The 19,357-nt window shown below is 60.4% G+C and carries 24 protein-coding genes; 22 read left to right on the top strand and 2 right to left on the bottom strand.

Going from position 1 to position 19,357, the window contains the following annotated elements:
- Nucleotides 1-87: 87 nt before the first annotated feature.
- The 12 genes from DN388_RS15955 to DN388_RS15900 all read left to right on the top strand — a co-directional run bounded on the left by DN388_RS15955 (nt 88) and on the right by DN388_RS15900 (nt 6,548).
- Nucleotides 88-861: a hypothetical protein gene (locus DN388_RS15955; RefSeq protein WP_255001087.1), complete on the top strand. Its 774-nt coding sequence runs from the start codon at nt 88-90 to the stop codon at nt 859-861.
- Nucleotides 862-864: 3 nt separating this feature from the next.
- Nucleotides 865-1,842, top strand: coding sequence for a major capsid protein (locus DN388_RS15950; protein ID WP_088514735.1), 978 nt, complete (start codon nt 865-867; stop codon nt 1,840-1,842).
- 46 nt (nt 1,843-1,888) lie between these two features.
- The gene (locus tag DN388_RS15945; RefSeq protein WP_088514734.1) at nt 1,889-2,194 is read left to right on the top strand and encodes a HeH/LEM domain-containing protein; all 306 of its coding nucleotides are present in this window, start codon (nt 1,889-1,891) and stop codon (nt 2,192-2,194) included.
- 3 nt (nt 2,195-2,197) lie between these two features.
- A complete protein-coding gene (locus DN388_RS15940) occupies nt 2,198-2,575 on the top strand; it encodes a hypothetical protein (RefSeq protein ID WP_088514733.1) in 378 nt (125 codons plus the stop codon).
- A 3-nt stretch (nt 2,576-2,578) separates the two neighbouring features.
- The gene (locus DN388_RS15935; protein ID WP_088514732.1) at nt 2,579-2,971 is read left to right on the top strand and encodes a hypothetical protein; all 393 of its coding nucleotides are present in this window, start codon (nt 2,579-2,581) and stop codon (nt 2,969-2,971) included.
- A gap of 1 nt (nt 2,972) precedes the next feature.
- Entirely contained in the window at nt 2,973-3,647 is a 675-nt protein-coding gene (locus DN388_RS15930; RefSeq protein WP_255001081.1) for a hypothetical protein, read from the top strand.
- The gene (locus tag DN388_RS15925; protein ID WP_255001079.1) at nt 3,644-4,057 is read left to right on the top strand and encodes a phage tail terminator-like protein; all 414 of its coding nucleotides are present in this window, start codon (nt 3,644-3,646) and stop codon (nt 4,055-4,057) included. The genes DN388_RS15930 and DN388_RS15925 overlap by 4 nt, the downstream gene beginning before the upstream one ends.
- Before the next feature lie 94 nt (nt 4,058-4,151).
- On the top strand, nt 4,152-4,922 hold the full coding sequence (locus DN388_RS15920) for a hypothetical protein (RefSeq protein ID WP_058540455.1): 771 nt from the start codon (nt 4,152-4,154) through the stop codon (nt 4,920-4,922).
- Between the two features lie 59 nt (nt 4,923-4,981).
- The gene (locus tag DN388_RS15915) at nt 4,982-5,641 is read left to right on the top strand and encodes a phage tail protein (protein ID WP_255001076.1); all 660 of its coding nucleotides are present in this window, start codon (nt 4,982-4,984) and stop codon (nt 5,639-5,641) included.
- Nucleotides 5,642-5,651: 10 nt separating this feature from the next.
- Nucleotides 5,652-6,035 (top strand): phage tail assembly chaperone, encoded by a 384-nt coding sequence (locus DN388_RS15910; RefSeq protein WP_255001075.1) that lies wholly within the window; start codon nt 5,652-5,654, stop codon nt 6,033-6,035.
- Nucleotides 6,036-6,082: 47 nt separating this feature from the next.
- Nucleotides 6,083-6,349, top strand: a complete 267-nt coding sequence (locus DN388_RS15905) for a DUF1799 domain-containing protein (RefSeq protein WP_255001074.1) — start codon at nt 6,083-6,085, stop codon at nt 6,347-6,349.
- Nucleotides 6,350-6,386: 37 nt separating this feature from the next.
- The gene (locus DN388_RS15900) at nt 6,387-6,548 is read left to right on the top strand and encodes a hypothetical protein (RefSeq protein WP_213607064.1); all 162 of its coding nucleotides are present in this window, start codon (nt 6,387-6,389) and stop codon (nt 6,546-6,548) included.
- On the opposite strand, the gene DN388_RS15895 is transcribed toward DN388_RS15900, so the two are convergent.
- Complete coding sequence (locus tag DN388_RS15895) at nt 6,520-6,807, bottom strand: hypothetical protein (RefSeq protein WP_213607065.1); 288 nt, start codon at nt 6,805-6,807, stop codon at nt 6,520-6,522. The genes DN388_RS15900 and DN388_RS15895 overlap by 29 nt on opposite strands.
- 35 nt (nt 6,808-6,842) lie before the next feature.
- Nucleotides 6,843-7,100 (bottom strand): protein L, encoded by a 258-nt coding sequence (locus DN388_RS15890; protein ID WP_255001073.1) that lies wholly within the window; start codon nt 7,098-7,100, stop codon nt 6,843-6,845.
- Between the two features lie 728 nt (nt 7,101-7,828).
- On the opposite strand from DN388_RS15890, the gene DN388_RS15885 reads away from it, so the two are divergent.
- The 10 genes from DN388_RS15885 to DN388_RS15840 all read left to right on the top strand — a co-directional run bounded on the left by DN388_RS15885 (nt 7,829) and on the right by DN388_RS15840 (nt 19,348).
- On the top strand, nt 7,829-8,110 hold the full coding sequence (locus tag DN388_RS15885) for a DUF4236 domain-containing protein (RefSeq protein WP_255001072.1): 282 nt from the start codon (nt 7,829-7,831) through the stop codon (nt 8,108-8,110).
- Between the two features lie 119 nt (nt 8,111-8,229).
- Nucleotides 8,230-9,114 carry a hypothetical protein gene (locus DN388_RS15880; RefSeq protein ID WP_255001069.1) on the top strand — a complete coding sequence of 295 codons (885 nt, stop codon included), beginning with the start codon at nt 8,230-8,232 and terminating at the stop codon, nt 9,112-9,114.
- 58 nt (nt 9,115-9,172) lie between these two features.
- Nucleotides 9,173-12,370, top strand: coding sequence for a phage tail tape measure protein (locus DN388_RS15875; RefSeq protein ID WP_255001066.1), 3,198 nt, complete (start codon nt 9,173-9,175; stop codon nt 12,368-12,370).
- Nucleotides 12,370-12,708 (top strand): phage tail protein, encoded by a 339-nt coding sequence (locus tag DN388_RS15870; RefSeq protein ID WP_255001065.1) that lies wholly within the window; start codon nt 12,370-12,372, stop codon nt 12,706-12,708. Before DN388_RS15875 ends, DN388_RS15870 begins: the two co-directional genes overlap by 1 nt.
- Before the next feature lie 9 nt (nt 12,709-12,717).
- Nucleotides 12,718-13,467, top strand: a complete 750-nt coding sequence (locus DN388_RS15865) for a phage minor tail protein L (RefSeq protein ID WP_255001063.1) — start codon at nt 12,718-12,720, stop codon at nt 13,465-13,467.
- Between the two features lie 2 nt (nt 13,468-13,469).
- Nucleotides 13,470-14,225 (top strand): C40 family peptidase, encoded by a 756-nt coding sequence (locus DN388_RS15860; protein ID WP_255001062.1) that lies wholly within the window; start codon nt 13,470-13,472, stop codon nt 14,223-14,225.
- Nucleotides 14,222-14,806 (top strand): tail assembly protein, encoded by a 585-nt coding sequence (locus DN388_RS15855; protein WP_213607071.1) that lies wholly within the window; start codon nt 14,222-14,224, stop codon nt 14,804-14,806. The genes DN388_RS15860 and DN388_RS15855 overlap by 4 nt, the downstream gene beginning before the upstream one ends.
- Before the next feature lie 56 nt (nt 14,807-14,862).
- Nucleotides 14,863-18,336 (top strand): host specificity protein J, encoded by a 3,474-nt coding sequence (locus tag DN388_RS15850; RefSeq protein WP_255001059.1) that lies wholly within the window; start codon nt 14,863-14,865, stop codon nt 18,334-18,336.
- On the top strand, nt 18,333-18,668 hold the full coding sequence (locus tag DN388_RS15845; protein ID WP_255001057.1) for a hypothetical protein: 336 nt from the start codon (nt 18,333-18,335) through the stop codon (nt 18,666-18,668). The genes DN388_RS15850 and DN388_RS15845 overlap by 4 nt, the downstream gene beginning before the upstream one ends.
- A gap of 35 nt (nt 18,669-18,703) precedes the next feature.
- Nucleotides 18,704-19,348 carry a hypothetical protein gene (locus DN388_RS15840; RefSeq protein WP_196932260.1) on the top strand — a complete coding sequence of 215 codons (645 nt, stop codon included), beginning with the start codon at nt 18,704-18,706 and terminating at the stop codon, nt 19,346-19,348.
- Nucleotides 19,349-19,357: the final 9 nt, after the last annotated feature.

Genomic DNA, 19,357 nt, shown 5'->3' with positions numbered 1-19,357 from the left:
CGACATTAGCAAATTTCACAGCCTCGGCAACGCCGGGGCTTTTTTACGCCCGCCAGGCGGGCCAACCAATCCCCAGGGGATCGCCACATGCCTTTTGTCTTCGACCCGGCCGCCCACGGCCTCACCCTCGACGAAACCCAAACCGCCGCGCTGAAGGCAGCGCTGGGCGGCGAGGTGCAGAAATTCCTGGACGGTGAGGTCTCGGGCCTCAAGACCAAGAACCAGGAGCTGATCGGCTCCAACAAGACCATCAAGACCGAGCTGGACAAACTGAAGGGTCAGTTCGAAGGCCTGGATATCGAGGCAGTGAAGGGCCTGCTGGCCAAGGTTGGCCAGGACGAGGAGACCAAGCTGATAGCCGAGGGCAAGCTGGACGAGGTTATCACCCGCCGCACTGAGCGTTTGCGCACCGACCTGGACAAGCAGGTCAAGGCCGCCAACGAACGCGCGGATAAGGCCGAGGCCTTCGCTGCCAAGTACAGCGACAAGGTACTGGCCGACTCCATCCGCGCTGCCGCCATCAAGGCTGGCGCGCTGCCCGAGGCTGCCGAGGACATAATTCTCCGCGCCCGCGGCACCTTCAAATTGAGCGAAGACGGCGAACCAATCGCCACTGACCGTGCCGGCGAAGTCGTGTATGGGAAGGACGGCAAGACCCCGCTGTCTCCCCTCGAATGGGCGGAATCGCTGCGCGAAACCGCTACCCACCTGTGGCCAAGGGCTCAGGGTGCCGGGCAGACCGGCGACAACGGTGGCAAGGCCACGAAGAAGTGGGGTGAGTACACCGAGACCGAGCGCGCTGCGATCGCTCGCGACAACCCCGAAGCATTCAAAAAACTGCAAGCCACCCAAGGAACCTAATCCATGGCCACGACCCAGCTGTCGGACATCTTCGTCCGCGACTACTACGGCGCGCTGGCGCCGGTGAACACCCCTGAAAAAACTTCCGTCTTCGAATCGGGAATCGTGACCCGCTCGCCGACGCTCGACAATATCGCCAACAACGGCCAGGGCACCTCCGAGATCAGCTACTGGCAAGATCTCGACGCCGACGAGGCGCCGAATATCTCCAACGACAACCCGGATGACTTGGGTGAGGTCGGCAAGGCCGAGCAGGGCAGCATGCGGGCCCGTACGCTTTACCTCAACAAAGGCTACGGTGTTGCCGACCTCACTGCTGAGCTGGCCAATAGCGAGCCCATGCAGCACATCCGCAACCGCTTCGGCACGTACTGGACCCGCCAGTGGCAGCGTTATCTGCTGGGCGCTGCACGAGGCATCATCGCTTCGAACATTGCCAACAATGCCGGTGACATGGTCAAGGACGCAGGTGCCACCATCAGCGCCACCGCGTTTCAGGACGCTGCCTTCACTGCCGGTGATGCGGCTGACATGTTCGGAGCCATTGGCGTGCACTCGGTGGTCATGAACCAGATGGTCAAGCAGGACCTGATTGAGTACCTGCGCGATTCGACCGGCAAAATCATCCTGGCCACCTACCTCGGCAAGCCGGTGTTCATGGATGACAGCCTGACCTATGCGCCCGGTCAATTCCTGTCGGTATTCTTCGGCCAAGGCGCTTTCGGTTATGGCGAGGGTGCTCCGCATGTGCCGGTCGAGCTGCAGCGCAAGCCGGACGGTGGCAATGGCGGCGGTGCCGAAGTCCTGTGGGAACGCAAGACCTTCATCCTGCAGCCCGCAGGTTTCAGCTGGAAAGGCAGCAACAACCTTAACCTGAGCCCGAACGCCACCCAGTACGCCAGCGCTGCGAACTGGGAACGTGTGTTCGACCGCAAGCAGGTGCCGTTCGCCGCCGTCATCAGCGGCACCGCCACCCCTTGACCCATGATGCGGGGCGCCGACTTGGCGCCCTGCGCAGGAGATCACCATGAAAGTTATCTACACCGACAAGCCAGGCCGCGAGCGCGGCGTTTGTTACCGGCTCCTGAGTCAGTTCTTCGGGGTCATAGACGGCGCAACGCATGTTGTGGTCGAAGGCGAGGCGCCTGAGATCGTCGAGGCCTACGAGGCTGCGGGTATCAAGGTTGGCGAGCAAGACGGCCAAGAAGAGGCCGAGACTGACCCGCGCAAGATGAACGTTCCCGAACTGAAGGAATGGCTCACTGCCAAGGGCATCGACTTCGACGCCGGCGCGAAAAAGCCCGACCTGCAAGCCCTGATCCCCCAGGAGTGATCCATGACTGACTTCATCACTGTCGCTGACGTTGACGAAAAGCTCGGGCAGGGCTGGGCTGGCGCCGGTGATGCGGTCCTTGCCGTGGCCATGGCCAACGCCTGGCTGACGGCCAAGATAAAGCGAATGGTGCCAGACCCGGTGCCGGACGCCATCGTGAGTGCTGGCGCGCAGGTGGCCAAGTTGGCCGCCGCCGGCCAGCTCTACAAGGACACCCAGCGCGAGATCCAGAGCAAGACTGTGTCGGCCCAGGCTGGCACCTCGACCAGTAAGACCTACGTCGCGGGGTCTGTCGATCGCTCGACCGGCGAGAACTTCGCTCTCGACCTCATCGCACCCTGGACCCGCCGCGCCGGCACCGTAATGCTCAAGAGGATCTGACCCATGGGCATGCGCGAAGAACTCCAAGCGGAGCTGGCGGAAGCGTTCGATGATCCAGACGGCCTTGCTGACGCGGTGAAGCCTGTAGCCGGATCTCGCACCGTGAAGGGCGGATATGACCCCGAGATCGGCGGCACTGTCCCGGCCTCGACCATCAATTACGCCGGGCGCGGTGTGTTCGGTAGCTACCTGGCCAAGGAAATCGACGGCTCGCGCATCCAAACCGAGGACGTGAAGCTGTTGGTGCTGCAGAACGAACTGTTCGAAGGGCGGGCCGATGCGGTGGCCGCCACCCCGGCCGTGCCGAAGATCGGCGACCTGATCAGCGGGTTCCGGACGCTCAACGTATCCGAAGACCCAGCCCAAGCCACCTGGACCGTCCAACTGAGGAAGTGACATGCCCCGCGGATCACACATGACCCAGCGCTACGGCGGCTTGCAGGGCGGCTTTGCCGAGGCTATCCGGGCGTTCGCCGAGCAGGCCGAGCAAGCACTCGACGCTACCTTCCGCGAAATCGTGATCGAGATCGGCAGCAGCGTTATCCGCATGTCGCCGGTAGGCAACCCTGAGATATGGGCGGCCAACGTGGCCCATCGGGCCAAGGCAACCAGGGCCGCCGATGACTACGACTTCAAGGTCGCGGTCCGCAACACCATGATCAACCTGAACCAGGACAACTTCACCAAGGCCGGCAATCTGCGCAATGGCGTCAAGTACGCCAAGCCCCTGACCAAGACTGAGCGCGAGCAGAACTTCGCCGTGAACGGCCTGGTGGCGGGCCAGGGCTACGTCGGCGGACGGTTCGGGGGCAACTGGCAATTCTCCATCGATGCTCCGGCAACTGGCGAGCTCGACCGCATCGACCCGTCTGGCAGCCAGGCGATCGCTGACCTGCAGGCCCAGGTGCAGGCCCTGACCATTGGCCAGACGGCCTACATCGTGAACAACCTGCCTTACGCCATCCCCCTCGAATACGGCCACTCAACTCAGGCACCAAGCGGAATGGTTCGGGTGACGCTGGATCGCTTTCAGGGAATCGTTGACGAAGCTATCAGGAAAAATCGCGTATGAGCCATGCAAGAGCCCGCCAGGCCATCGAAATCAAGCTGGCCGCGTGGGCCGCGGCGCGCCCGATCCGGGTTGCGCACATGGAGGAGGACTTCGAGGCCGATCCGGGCGAAACCTACCTCCGGGCCTTCCTACTGCCGGCCAGCACCACGACCCAATACTTGGCTGCTGAGGCCTATGAGTACCGGGGTATCTACCAGATCAGCATCGTCTGCCCGGCAGGCCAGGCCATGGCTACTGCTGAGGCCCTGATCGACGAACTGAGCATCTTGTTCCGCGTCGACACCGAGCTCAGCCGCAACGGCTTCGAAGGCTTGATCGTCGAGCCGCTGGAGCAGGGGCCCACCATCACCGAGCTTGCGACCTACACGGTCCCGGCCAGCTTCACCTACCGCGGCGTCGCGGACCAATAGCCAGATGTAGATTGCCGGGAGAGCGGCGCCAACCATCTGGTCCATCTCAAGCCTCTGCATTTGCGGAGGCTTTTTTGTTTCTGGAGATCCACAAATGCGCGGCTCGATCCAATCCGTCAACTACACGCCCAAAACGCCATGCGGCAAGAAGGGTTCCGGCTGGAAGCTCGATCTGGCTTCAGGTGACTTCGAGATCAATTCTTGTGCCTTCGGCAGCGCCTCTGCCGCGCCCGAACGCCAGATGGTGTCGGTCGAGGTGGCCAGCTGGAGCAAGCACGACTTGCCCAAGAACGCTGCCAACCTGCTCCAGTTCTTGCAGGTCGAGCTGCAACGAGTTCCGGAAGAGTATCGCCACGCCGCAGAGTTCGAAGAGTTCGATGCGGGCTACGGCGATGAGTCGTTCAATGCTCGCTTGTTCCTTAGCTACTCCCGCCTTGAAACCGAGGAGGAGCTGGCTGATCGCCTGGAGAAGGCGAAGGTGGCCGGCACTCGGACAGTGCACGCCGGTGGTTGCACTACTGTGATTGTCGACGGAGTGGTTCGGTATCGTATTGGCAACTTAGACGCGCCGCTGCCAGAGCCTGAACAGCCAAAGACTTTCAAGGTTGAAGGCGGTCAGGTCTATATCAGCGAGGCGTTTATTGATGAAGGCTCGATCGGCATCGGTCCCGTCGCTATGCCGGGGTCGCAGTGCGTGGTGTCAGCTCACGGGTTCGCAGTGAAAATGCAGGTCAACGCCCAGGGCCACTATGTTGTTGCTGGTATTGGGGTAGGCGCAAATCAAGACGAGCCCTCACCAAATGAATGGGTCCGGCAGATCCTGCGCGAAGAGCTTCAACCTGGCGGAATGTTGCACCGCAACTGACTGTTTCATATTGCCCGCCTTGAGCGGGCTTTTTCGTTTCTACCCAAGAGGAAAACACCATGGCCGCACGCTTCCCGCTGCCTAACGGCGCTATCGTTGAGATCGCCATGACCCTGGGGACTGCCATCCCCTTCACTGCAATTTCCAACGCTGCGCCGCCAGTTCTGACCGCCGAGGACCATGGTCTCGACACGCAGGACGTGGTGCTGATCGACTCCGGCTGGGCCAAGCTCACCGACCGCGCCGCCCGGGTGGCCAACGCGCTGACTGACAGTTTCGCGCTGGGCGGTGTGAGCACCGCTGACGTCGATACCTTCACCCCCGGCGCCGGCCTGGGCTCCGTCATCCCCGTAACCGACTGGGTTCAAATCTCCAAGGTCACCGGCTTTACCCCATCTGGCGGTGAACAGCAGTTCCTGACCGTCGGCTACCTGGAGGACGACGATGACCGTCAGATGCCAACCAACCGCAACCCGATCAGCCTGGCAATTGTGGTCGAGGACCAGCCCACCGCCGCCTATGTTGGCGCTGTAGAGGGCTTCGACGAAACCAAGGAGCTGACTGTGGTGCGCCTGAAGCTGCGCAACGGTGACCAGATTCTCTATCCGGGCTATGTGAGTATCACCACCACCCCAACCATGGAGCGGAATAACCTGATGACCCGCACCATCAGCGTAGGCCTGTCCGGCCGCCCATTGCGCTACCTGAAAGCGGCCTAAGGAGACCCCCATGGCGAAGATCAAGATTGCGCAGAACCCGAAGTTCACTGCCCTGGTTCAGGTGCCGCGTATTGGCGGTGAGGCGGTGCCGGTGGAGTTCACTTTCCGCTACATGGATCGTGTCACCCTGGCCGAGATGTTCGACCGCTGGAACAAGGCGCGCGATGCCTGGGCGGAAAAGGCGAAGGAGGAGGGCGTCAGCTGGAAGGACGCCACTGACGCCGAGATCAAGCTTCAGGCTGATCAACTGAAGGATATCGTGGTCGGCTGGGATCTCGACGACGAGTTCAGCAACGACGCCATCCTTGACTTGGTGCGTACCTGCACTGGCGCTCCGAAGGCCGTCATTGATGCCTACCAGGCAGCCTATAGCCCGGCTCGCCTGGGAAACTGAGGGCGGCGGCACGGGCGCTGTACGAGCGGGGCCCGTCCGCCGAACAGTTGGGCGCACTGGGGCTGACGCCTGACGACATCGAAGCGGTCGGGGTGGAGGTCTGGCCCGATGCCTGGCTCGGCTTCTGCCTGTTCGAGGCAATTGGAACGCAGTGGCGCCTTGGGCCGGGCGGGCCTTCCGGGCTGGACTACACAGCGATTCCGGCCGCCGCATCAATGCTCGGCATCAAACGCCAAGAGCTCACCAATATTTTTCCTGACCTCCGCATCATGGAGCACGAAGCTCTGGCCGTTATGGCTGAGGCGGCGGAGTAGGGCAACGACTGAAGCGGCCATGCCGCAGGAGATACGCATGGGTGAGAATGTTGATCTACAAGAGAAAGCCGACCTGTTTGAGCGCCGGCTGTTTAATCTTGAGTCCGCAGTTGAAGGATTTCATCGCGCCGACGAAGAGATCGCGGCTCAGGCAGACAAGCTGCAAAAGCTCATCGGCGAACTTTCGGTTGCTCAGTGAGAATCAGGCATGACGACTTTGCCGTTTCGATGACTTGGTTGTAGGTTTTGTTTTTTCCGCTTTCGTCCTCCTGACGGCCTTCGCGTAACTTTTCCAGCAGTTCGTTGAACAACGTTAAGTCGAGTGCGTCCTTTTTTCGAACTGCTGCGATCAATGACGCAATGATGTCGTCATGTGCTATTACCATCTCTCTAAGCGCATCGTTTGACACATTGACCTCCAGGTCATAAGCGCCGACATTGGCGCAGCCCCGGCCCATGGGCTTTCCGGCAACGGACCGGGGCGGTTCGCTGGTTATTTCGTTTGAGTTCTGACAATCAGCTGCCACAGCACCTCAGCGGTTGAGTTGGGGTGCTGATGCTTATTTTGGGGTGGGAAATTATCACCCTTGTTGGAGGTGATCTCGTGGCCACATCCCGTGCAGCGGTAGATGCCGGAGGCGGGAACTGGAGCCCCGATACCATAAGCATTGCTCCACTCTGGATCGCCACCTATGAGCGTGGTGTTGACCTGTTTGACGTGCAGAGCTGTATTCGCAGTAACTTCAGCCATTGCCAACCCCTCTCGAGGATATTCAGGAGGCACAACGCTACTACGGTCTAGGCAAGCCTTGGTACTGGCTTTCCATCCAGCTCGGATGACCTAGGGGCGTTCGGCTATCCTAGGTCTTTCTCTTTTGGATCAAGCGGATGGAAATAGGGAAGGTTTCACTGGTCGACGCGATCACTTTGGGGATAGCACTTTTAAGCCTGTTCGTAGCGTGGTGGGCACTCAGAAGGACAAGGATGACGGAGCTCTTTACCCTTCGGCAGAGCGTAGTGATCAAGGCTGAGCAAGCACGATCGGAATGGCACAAGCTTAATAGGGAGAACGAATCCCTGATCAGGGATGTGAGACATCGATTCACTGCCGTATTGCCTGAGGTGGCTGCTCTGTTGGAATTCCTGATAGGTCAACGCGAGCATTTTGTGCTTTGCCTTCGAGATTCGGCTGCCCTAGCGGAGGATGTCCATGCCACTGTAGATACATTCAATGAGAAGAAATGCCGCCTCTATCTTCGGGATATCGAGCCCAGTCTCGAGATGCTGGCGCGCAATCAGGGCGTTTCGACAAAGAGGTACGAGGAGATAGTACTCCGAATGCAGGATGCCGTTCGTCCTGAGCCTAGAGCTTAGACTTTGATCCACTGGCTTTCCGTCCAGGGTGGATGGGCGAACAGGATGGTCGTCGTAATGACTTCGGAGGATGATGGCGCATTGCCTTTTTCAAGGAGTCGAGTCATGGCGTTGCGTTTTCGAAAGAGCTTTAAGGTCGCCCCGGGTGTGCGGATAAACCTCAGCAAAAGCGGAGTCAGTACTTCGGTTGGCGGCAAGGGTTTTACCGCCAATCTCGGCAAGCGTGGTACGCGGTTGACTGCCGGAATTCCTGGCTCGGGATTATCGGCATCCAAGCTCTATAGCTCTGGCAAGAAGGGCGCCGCCCCGGCCGCACCGACACCAATGTGGGCGCACGTCGTCACTTGGCTGATGATTGCAGGCGTTCTTTGGTGGGTTTTCAGCTGACTCCATAGACCAGCCCCGCGCTGGTTTTCTGCGTCTGAGCCAAGCGCCTTACTAGAGCTGGGCTTTGGCGCTTCCTGCTGACGGTGGTAGATTGCCCGCATCGACAAGGAGGGTAAGGAATGCTGGTGCGTGCTTCGATTTTGGTGTTGACGATACTGCCAACTGTTTGCCAAGCAGGATGGGTAAGCAGCGAAATTAAGGATGAGATGCGCTCGTCTAGCATCCAGATATACACACAAGAGGCCAGCCCTCTAAATGGTTCTGGGCCTAAGCTAACGGTTAGAGTTTTTGATAAGGGGGATGGCGCTCCCTCTGCAATGCTTGACCTTTCCGGGTCTCGGGTCGATGGATGTCCAGAGCGGGGTGAAACTACTTGCGAGCTTCAAGTTAGGTTTGGCGATGGGGCGGTGAAGAAAGTCCTGTTCTCAACGGAAGATGGTAAGCAGTTCATACCCACGGAAATGGGGGCATTTTTCGGCGCGGTATACCATGGGGACAAGCTATTCGTAGAAATGCATGTTGATGGTTACCCGTATCAGTACAGATACACTCTAGATAGCCTGCCGACAAAGTACGTCCAGCATCCCGAGGTTGAAATCTTAGGATTTAAGCTCGGGTCCAAGTATCAAGCAGAAAGACCAACCCTTGAAGCAAGCAAGGTCGATGGTGATAAAGAGTGCTTCTGGGGAGAGAATGCCCAGGACGTGTTCAAGGGAACGAAGGTCGAAAAGGTCTCGATGTGCTTCTACAAGGGGGTCTTTTATCAAGCGATCATTACCCCCGGGAACCAAGCCGCTTACCAGGCCGGCTACAGCCTCGTAGTGAAAGCATTTGGTAAGCCAGACCCAGATGGCGTCTACCCCCGCTGGCCAGATGATAAAGATCTTCGAATCAATAGAAACATCAGATCTGCAGCATATATGGCGATCAAAAAAGGCGACTATAAAGCACCATTCTTGATTACCGATGACTCATGGGATCTGCTGGTGCCAGCCTCCAAATAACTGTCGTAGGACTCATTAAACCGCCCAAGGGGCGGTTTTTTGTTGCCTGGAGAAAAACATGACCAACATCGCCTCTCTCGGCATCCAGGTCGAATCCGGCGATGCCGTAGAGGCCAAGGATAATCTCGAACAGCTGGCTCAGGCTGGCCAGAAAGCGGAAAAAGCTGCTGAAGGTCTGTCTGCCAGCTTCGACAAGGCATCTTCCTCCGCAGGAGCTTTGGCGTCGGCAGAAGGGCGGGTTGCCGAGTCTACTGATGAGGCGATGACTCGCCTCACGGCAATGGCCAAGGCATCCCTGGAAGCCAGCGATTACCACAAAAGCTTGGCGGCGAGCCTTACCAACACCTCCTCGGCAATGGGCTCTGCAAGCTCTGCAGCGACGGACTGGTCCGCGTACCAAGCCGAGATCAACGCTCGCGCTCGAACCTTGATGGAGACCGAGGAGCGTCTCGCCGACTCAGTCCGCCAGGCCGCAGTAGCTACCGGGGTGCAAGGAGAGGGCCTTCAGGCTCTACTGGGCAAGATCAATCCGACTTTGGCTGCTTTAGATAAGCTCGATCAGCAGCAAGCCGCTCTTCAGCAATACAAGAATACTGGTGCGCTTGATGCTGAGACATTCGGGGAGTATCGAGCAAAGATAGATCAGGCTCGAATAGCTCTTGGTAACGCCGATGCTGCGCTAGGGAAAACCGGCATGACTGCCAAAGCTACGGCTGCGGCGCTGCGTGGAGTTCCTGCACAGTTTACGGACATTTTTGTATCTCTACAGGGCGGCCAGGCACCGCTGACTGTGTTGCTGCAGCAGGGCGGACAGCTCAAGGATATGTTCGGCGGCATCGCGCCGGCGGCGAAGGCGCTGGGTGGCTATGTGCTTGGCCTGGTCAACCCGTTCACCGTCGCAGCAGCTGCCGCTGGCGCGCTGGCCCTAGCCTATTACAAGGGCAGCCAGGAGGCTGACGAGTACAACAAGGCAATCATCTTCACCGGAAACTCCGCGGGCACCAGCGCCGGGCAGTTGGCAGCTATGGCTCAGCAGGTGAGTGCCACTGTCGGCACAACTGGCGCAGCAGCTGAAGTGCTGGCCAAGCTCACCGGTAACAGCAAGATCGCCAGCGGGAGCTTCGAAGAGATCACTGAAGCAGCGCTCAGCATGGAAAAGGCCACTGGCCGCTCAATCGATGAAACGGTTGCCGAGTTCGCCAAGATCGCCAAGGACCCGGTCGCAGCCGCCAAAGAGCTGAACGACCAGTACAACTTCCTGACCGCGTCGGTCTACTCGCAGATCGTAGCCTTGAAGGACCAGGGTGACACCATCGGCGCGGCCAAGCTGCTAACTGATACCTACGCCGACACCATCAGGATCAGAACCGGCGAGGTCACCGAAAACCTCGGCCTGATCGAGAGCGCCTGGAAAGGAATCAAGAGCGCCGCTTCTGAAGCTCTCGACGCCACGCTGAGTGTCGGCCGGACACAGACCCTAGAACAACAAGCGGAGGTGATTCGCCAGCGGCTACAGACAAATCAGGGCCGTGGCGGGCGTGCTGCTGCCATGGGGATTGAGACCCGGGACACCGAGAACGACAAGAAGGAACTTGCCTACCTCGAGATGCAAATTGAGGCAGAGCGGAGTCGTACCAGGTTTGTAGCAGATCGGGTGCGGGTAGAGCGAGACGGTATCGATGCAGCTGCACGCCTCAAACAAATCAGCGATACCAACCTCACCAATGAAGAGAAGCGCAACAAGCTGATCAAAGAGTATCGGCGGGATGTCGAGGCGCTGCGAAGGGCCAACCCGAATGACCCGTTGGTGCAGGCTGATGTGGTCGCCAAGACCATTCAGAACATTAAGGACAAGAACAAAGACCCGGTGGTTCGGGCCGCAGCGGTAAACCTGTCGAGCTTCAATGACTCCAAGAACTCGCTCGCGGCGATACTCGCTGAGTACAAGAACGCCGAGAAGGAGCTGGATGCATCCCAGAAGGCCGGCATCATCTCCCAAGAGTCATACGCGGCCCAGCGCGCGGCTATCATCGAGCAGCGAAAGGACGAGGTGACCAACGCCTACCAGGCGGAGACCGCGGCGCTCGAAGCTGCCAAGGGCAAGGCCGGCACTTCGGCCGCCCAGCGCATCCAGCTGGACCAGAAGGTCGCCGATGCCCGCGCGAACATGGTCAAGGCGCAGAAGGATGCCGATTCGGAACTGGCCGTGCTGGCCACTAACGAAGAGGGGCGGCTGCGCAAGCAGGCCCAGGCGGTGCAGACCTACACCAGCGCGCTGGATCAGCAGGTGAAGGCTCTGCGCTTGCAGGGCCAGCGATCTGCCGAAGGACTCGGCCTGGGCGACCGGCAGCGCGGCCTGCAGGACCAGCAGAACGGCATCGCCGACCGGATCAACCAGCAGAAGCTGGACCTGGCCAACCAGTACGGTGACGGCTCCCGCGGCATGAGTCTCGACGAGTACAACCAGAAGCTCGCAGCGCTCGACAAAACCCAGCGTGATCTGCAGGAAACTGCGATCGCCAACTACAACGACATGACCACTGCCCAAGGCAGCTGGAGCGCCGGCGCTTCGTCGGCATTCCAAAACTACCTGGAGTCGGCCCGTGATGTCGCCGGCCAGACCAAGAGCCTGTTCACCAACACCTTCAGCTCGATGGAAGACTCCGTCGCGAACTTCGCCATATCCGGCAAGTTCTCGTTCGCCGACTTCACCAAGTCGATCCTGGCGGACATGGCGCGGATTGCCACCCGGCAGGCTACCTCAGGGCTGCTGTCGAGCATTGCCGGCAGTGCGCTGGGCGCCTGGTTCAGTGGCGGCAGCGCACCTACCTCTGCAGGCTCAACCCAGGCCGGCTACAGCCCGGAGATCATGGACAACTTCGTCTCCGGCCAGCGCGCTGCTGGTGGCCCGGTAGCGGCGAATTCACTGTACGAGGTCAACGAGCTGGGCCCGGAGCTGCTTAATCAGGGAGGGAAGACCTACCTGATGATGGGGGCCGAGGGCGGCACGATCACGCCGCTGGGGGCTGGGCCTACTTCAGCTGCTGCGGCTGGCGGTGGTGCCTCCACGTCCATCTCAGTCAATGCGCCCGTGAACATCAGTGTTCCGGATAGGAGCGGCGAGGGAATGGAGCTGGACCATGGCCTACTGCAGCAGAACATGCAGAAGCAGATGGAAATCGCTGCCCAGAAGGCCGTAGCAGAATCTTGGCGACCGGGCGGAATCAGCCACCGAAACGCAACGCGGAGAACCTGATGGCCATTGAAATCTTCCGCTGGGCTACTGAGCGCGGCGAGACCCCTGATATCCAGTACAGGGTGCGGGATTCTCGCTTCGGCGGTGGATACCGACAGGTCGTCGGCGATGGCCCGAACAACAAGGAAGACAGCTACCCGGTGACCATCACCGGCAGGAAGAGCCGGGTGCTGGAGGTCATGGCCTTCTTCGATCGGCATGCCGGCGCGAAGGCGTTCCTATGGAGTACCCCGCTCGGCGAGCTGGGCCTGTTCACCTGTGTCGATCCCAAGCCGACCCCGATGGGCGGCGAGCAGTTCAAGGTCACCGCCACCTTCCAGCGGGCCTTCCACCCGTAAGGAATCCTCATGTCACTGATCAAAGACATCCAGTTGCTCCAGCCGGGCAGCGAAGTGCTGCTGTTTGAGCTGGACGGCTCGGATTGGGGGGCTGATATTCTGCGCTTCCACGGCCACGCCATTCCCCATACACCTGAAGAGCTGGCGGCGGCCGGCGTCAACGCCGACCAACTGCCGGCCAAGTCGATCTGGTGGCAAGGCAATGAGTACGGTGCCTGGCCCATCCAGGTCGACGGTATCGAGGCAAACTCGGACGGGACTGCGGTACGCCCAACGATCTCGGTCGGCAACGTCAACGGTCGGATCACAGCGTTGTGCCTGGCCTTCGACAACCTGCTGGAGTTCAAGCTGACGATTCGGCAGACGATGAGGCGGTACCTGGACCCGATCAACTTCCCGGGAGGCAACCCAGAGGCAGACCCGACCGAGGAAGCGATTGAGGTCTGGTACATCGACCAGAAAGTGTCGGAAAACGGCACCACCGTGTCGTGGGAGCTGGCCAGCCCCGGTGATGTCGGCGGCGAGAGCATCGGCCGCCAGATGACTCAGCTGTGCCACTGGGCCATGACGAACGGCTACCGGGGGCCGAACTGCGGGTACACCGGGCCGTACTTCGACTTCGACGGCAACCGCACGGATGACCCGGCCAAGGACCAGTGCAACGGTTGTCTCGACACTGGCTGCGTGGTGCGCTTCGGCCAAGGCAACCAACTGCCCTTCGGCGGCTTCCCTGCCGTCTCCCTGATCGCCAGGAGCTGATCATGCTGAAACACATCCTTGCTGCCGTGCAGAAGCACGCTGCGGCGGAGTACCCGCGCGAGTGTTGCGGGCTAATCTTGGCCGTGGGCCGGAGGCAGGTGTACTTCCCCTGCGCGAACGTGGCAACCGAGCCGACCGAGGAGTTCCGCATTGCGCCGGAGCAGTACGCCGGCGCGGAAGACCAGGGGCAGGTGATCGGCGTCGTTCACTCTCACCCGGACGCCACCAGCAGGCCTTCGCCGCGTGACCTGGCCATGTGCGAGGCCACCGGGCTGCCTTGGCACATCCTGTCCTGGCCGGAAGGTGACCTGCGGACGATCACACCCACCGGCGAAACCCCGTTGCTGGGCCGGCCATTTGTGCACGGCGCCTGGGATTGCTGGCAAGTGTGCGCCGACTGGTACCAGCGGGAATGGGGCGTGGAGTTCCCAGCCTACGCCCGAGAGGATGGATGGTGGGAGCAGGCCGCGGGCCCGAGCCTTTACGAGCAGACCTACGAGTCTGCCGGGTTCTACCAGGTGGACAGGCCAGAGCGCGGCGACATGATCGTCATGGCCGTAGGGCGCACCGTGCACCCGAACCATGCCGGTATCTACCTCGCTGGCGACCCGAAATTGCCGGGTGAGCAGGCCGAACTGTACGGCCCCGGGCCATTTCTGCTGCACCACCTGTACGGCCGTCCATCCGAGATCATCATCTACGGCGGCCCCTGGCATGACCGCGCCCGCCTGATTCTGCGGCACAAGGAGGCCCGATGAGCACCATCGTCTATGCACCCATGACCATCATCAAGCTATCCGGATCGCTGGCCCAGAAGTTCGGGCGCACCCACCGCCGACAGATCGATAGCGGCGAGGTGTGGGAGGTATTCAAGGCCCTGAAGGCAACGCTGGAGGGGTTTGAGGCCGAGATCCAGCGCCTGGATGGAATGGGTTTGCGGTTCGCCGTGTTCCGCAACCGCAAGAACGTGGGCGCCGAAGACTTCGGCCGTGGCGGCACGCGCGAGGTGCGCATCGTTCCGGTGATCGGCGGCAGCAAGCGCGGCGGTCTTCTCCAGACTATCGTCGGCGTGGCCATGGTGGTAGCTGGCGCTGTTACAGGGCAGGCATGGGCTATGCAAATCGGCGCGGCCATGGCGCTCGGCGGTGTAATCCAAATGCTGAGTCCGCAGGCGAAGGGGCTGTCTCAGAGCGCAGCGCCCGAGAACAGACCTTCATACGCCTTCGGCAGTGCGAACAACACCACCGCCAGCGGAAACCCCGTGCCAATCTGCATCGGCGAGCGCCGGTGGGGTGGGGCGATCATTTCCGCGTCCATCTACGCCGAAGACAAGGCGTAGCCTTAGAACAGACGACAAGCCGCCTTCGGGCGGTTTTTTATTGCCCGGAGGAAAGCATGGGCGCAGCACTCCCACCTGACGTCACTGGCGCCAAAGGCGGCAGCAAGAAGCCCAAGGCTCCCTACGAGGCCCCCGACAGCCTGCGGTCAACCAACATCGCCAAGATACTTCTGGCGGTGGGCGAGGGCGAATTCGACGGAACGCCGACAGCGCGCGATATCTACCTCGACAACACACCAATCCAAGATGCCAGCGGCAATATGAACTTCCCGGGCGTGAAATGGGAGTTCCGTCGCGGCACTGTGGAGCAAAGCTACATCAAGGGTATTCCTGCGATCGAGAGCGAGACCTCGGTTGGCGTTGAACTGCGCAGCGAACAGCCATGGACGCGTGCGCTGAGCAACACTCAGTTGTCGGCAATACGCCTGCGTTTCAATTGGCCACGCCTGCTCAGCCAAGACACCAGCTCTGGCGACACCAACGGCTACACCATCGAGTATGCGATCGACATCGCCACCGATGGTGGCGCATTCGTTCAAGCACACCGCAACTCGGTAAGCGGCAAGACCAGCAATGGCTACCAACGGTCAGTGCGCGTGGATTTGCCGGCCGCGACCACAGGATGGGTTGTTCGCGTTCGCCGCCTCACACCCAATCGGAACGCTGGCAACATCGCCGACACCATGATGATTGCGGCTTACACCGAGATCATCGACCAGAAGCTGCGCTATCCGAACACTGCGTTGCTCTACATCGAGTTCGACGCTGAGCAGTTCCAGAACATCCCGTCTGTGACGGTGAAGTGCAAGGCGCGCCGCTGGCCAGTGCCTACCAACTACGACCCGATTGCCCGCACCTATACCGGTACATGGGACGGCACCTTCAAGCAGGCGTGGACCAACAACCCTGCATTCGTCACCTATGGCCTGTGCGTGGAAGACCGGTTCGGCCTGGGCAAGCGCATCAAGTCGTGGATGGTCGACAAGTGGGAAATGTACCGCATCGCCCAGTACTGCGACCAGCGGGTGCCAAACGGCGTCGGAGGGCAGGAACCTCGCTTCCTGTGCGACCTGAACCTGCAGGGCAAGGCCGAGGCCTGGACGCTGCTGCGTGATCTCTCTGCCATCTACCGAGGCATGGTGTACTGGGCGCAGGGCGCGCTGTTCATGCAGGCCGACATGCCACGCGCACAGGACTTCGACTATGTGTTCACTCGAGCGAACGTCATCGATGGCGAGTTCACCTATGGCGGCGCCGAGCGCAGCACGCACTACAGCCGGGCCCTGGTCAGCTACGACAACCCCGGCAACAACTACGACACGGACGTGATCCCGGTCACCGACCTGACGTTGCAGCGCCGCTTCCAGGATCGTCCGATCGAGATCTCGGCTATTGGTTGCACCAGGGCCAGCGAGGCCCAGCGCCGCGGCAAGTGGGCGCTGCTGAGCAACAACCAGGATCGGACTGTCACCTTCAAAACTGGCATGGAGGGACGCATTCCGCTGCCTGGGCACGTCATTCCGGTTGCGGATGAGCTTCTTTCTGGCCGCCCGAACGGCGGGCGCATCGCCGCGGCTGTCGGCAAGGTCGTGACCTTGGACCGCGACACCCAAATCAAGGCCGGCGACCGCCTGATTATCAACCTGCCAAACGGCAGTGCCCAAGGCCGTACCGTGCAGTCGGTTGCCGGACGCGCCGTGACCGTGACCACGGCCTACAGCGTGCAGCCGGAGCCTCAGTTGCAGTGGGCAATCGATGCCGACGACCTGGCCATCCAGCTGTTTCGCGTACTGAAGACTGCGCGCACCGCCGAGGGCGAGTACGAGATCACCGGGCTGGAATTCAACCCGAGCAAGTTTCCAGCGATCGACACCGGCGCCAAGCTTGAGGAGCGCCCAATCAGCGTCATCCCGGTGACCACTGTTCCGCCGCCGGCGAGCGTCACCCTGACCTCGGACTACGCGATCAGCCAGGGCCTGGCCGTCAGCACGATGACCATTGCCTGGCCTGCGGTGGAAGGGGCCGTGGGATACGACGTCGAGTGGCGCAAGGACAATGGCAACTGGATCAGGCTTCAACGCACCGGCCCCGCGTCAGTCGATGTGGTTGGCATCTACGCCGGTCAGTACCTCGCCCGGGTTCGCGCAGTCAGCGCGTTCGATATCTCGTCGATCTGGCGAGACTCGATACTCACTGACCTCAAGGGCAAGGAGGGGCTACCGCCGGCGGTGTCGTACCTGAACGCATCGAGCGAGCTTTTCGCCATCGGCCTGCGCTGGGGCTTCCCAGAAGGCGCAGAAGACACCCAACGCACAGAGATCTGGTACAGCCCAAGCAATGACCTGTCGGTGGCCACGAAACTCACCGACCTGGCCTACCCGCAGCGTGACTTCATGCTGCAGGGGCTGGCTGCGGGCGTGTCGTTCTTCTTCTGGGCACGCCTCGTCGACCGCACCGGCAACATCGGTCCATGGTATCCCGTGGACAACGGCGTACTGGGGCAGAGCGGCATGGATGCTTCGCCGATCCTCGACCTCATTGCAGGGCAAATTGGCGAGACTGAGCTGGGCAAGGAGCTCATCGACAAGATCGATGGCCTGCAAGACCAGATCGATGCGCTGGACGGGCTCAAGGCATACGACCCATGTGAGCCATACGTGAAAGACCAGATGGTCGTGGTCGATGGTCGGATCTACCAGGCAAAAGGCCCTGTTCCTGCCGATGCCTCGGGTGCAAATTCTCCGCCGAACGCGAACCTCTGGATCGATGTTGGTCAGTCTGTGCAAGCGGCCAACGGCCTTGCACAGCAGGTCACCGCCAACACGACGAAGATCGCTGAGGTTGACGGAAAGACCACGGCGACAGCCGAGAGCCTGCAAGCCCTGCGCGCGTCGGCTCGCGACGACGATGCCGAAGGCGATCTGGCCGGCGCGCTGCACCAGTGGGACGCGACTGCGGCATTTGCAGAGGAAGTGAAGGTCAGCGCCTCTCGCGATGAAGTCATCGTGCGCAAGACCGAGACGCTCGAAGCAACGATGAATGATACGACGGCGGCCGTGCAGACGATCAGCCAGGCCCAGGCCAATGCCGATGAAAAGGCCTCGACGATGTGGGCTGTGAAGATGCAGCTCAACTCGCAAGGCAAGTACGTTGTCGCCGGTATCGGCCTAGGCATCGAGAACGGACCAGCGGGCCTGCAGAGCCAGTTCATCATCAATGCCGACAGGTTTGCCGTGGTCAACGACATCAACGGCACTCCCGCATCGTTTTTCGCGATCCAGGATGGGCAGACGTTTATCCAGGCAGCCTTCATCGCTGACGGCACGATCACGAACGCCAAGATCGGGAGCTTCATCAGTTCGACGAACTACGTGCCGGGCGTCCAAGGCTGGCGACTGAACAAGGACGGAACGCTCGAGATCAACGGCGCTATCGCGGGGCAGGGACGGCTCACGATCACGCACCGTGCCGTGAAGGTTTTCGACAGCAATGACCGGCTGCGCGTGCAACTTGGAGATCTGACGGCATGAGCTACGGTCTAAGGACATTCAGTGAAGATGGTGTTGTAGAGCTTGATACCGACAGCTTCACCTATCAAGTGCTTCACAGCCAAACCTACACGCTGACGGGAAATGGGGCAGTCGTTTCTGTCCCCATTTCAGGGTTCAACCCGGCAACATGCACGGCCGTGATCCTTCCAACAACTGCACGCAAAAACGAGTTCAACGAAAACGCAATGCCCTATATGAGGGTGGCTGTAGGCAATGTGACCGTGCGATCAAAGCACCCGAACCAGCCCGGCACTGAGGATTCCGGCTCGCACATTCAATTTCGTCTTCTTGTAATGAGGTTCAAGAATTGAGCTTTGGACTTTACGTTAGAAATGACGATGACTACGTGCAGATCGACTCCGACAACCCCAGGCTGTGCGCGCTGTACAGCGGGACTTACTCCGCGACAAGCTCAAGCACTGTAGTCGTCTCATTCCCGGCCCCGATAAGAACGACCGAGCCGCCCTGCATCTTCATTCGTAACTCGCCGAGCCAGCCAGACATTCTCTATCGGGAAATGACAATTACCGGCTCTCCAGGCAACTGGACAGGCTTCAGGCTCGAGAGCGGCAATGTGACCTGGCGGCCCACCGGGAAGTGGTTTGCAGCTGTATTTGCCAGCCGCTCAGCAGCGAGTTGGGGGTTGAGGATGTGGGACGAGGCCGGAGTCATCATCTACGACTCCGGGTCAACTCCGATCATATTCACCAAGGCCACAAACTCATGGAGCTATCAGGGCATGGTCCAGCTGGCACTGGGGAATGCCTACTACTACCTGTGCGCCGCTGTGGGGGCTCTGGCTTCGGACGAGTACTTCATGATCAACCCGTTTTCTCGTGGGCTCATGGCGCCCAACCAGATCCTCACAAATTGGTGTGGTGCAAGATTCAATTACTCAATCAACCGGCTGCAAATCTATTCAGTCGGGACCACGGGCTGGAGTGATCTGGGTCAGCCCGGAGCTGTTTTTGCCCGCTTGCCAGGGACATAACAGTCGCAT

It is taken from the genome of Pseudomonas sp. S12(2018) (assembly GCF_024355235.1).
GTDB classification, from domain to species: Bacteria; Pseudomonadota; Gammaproteobacteria; order Pseudomonadales; family Pseudomonadaceae; genus Aquipseudomonas; species Aquipseudomonas palmensis.
The sequence above is the reverse complement of the archived record's forward strand: the minus strand, read 5'-3'. Positions and strand labels throughout refer to the sequence as shown.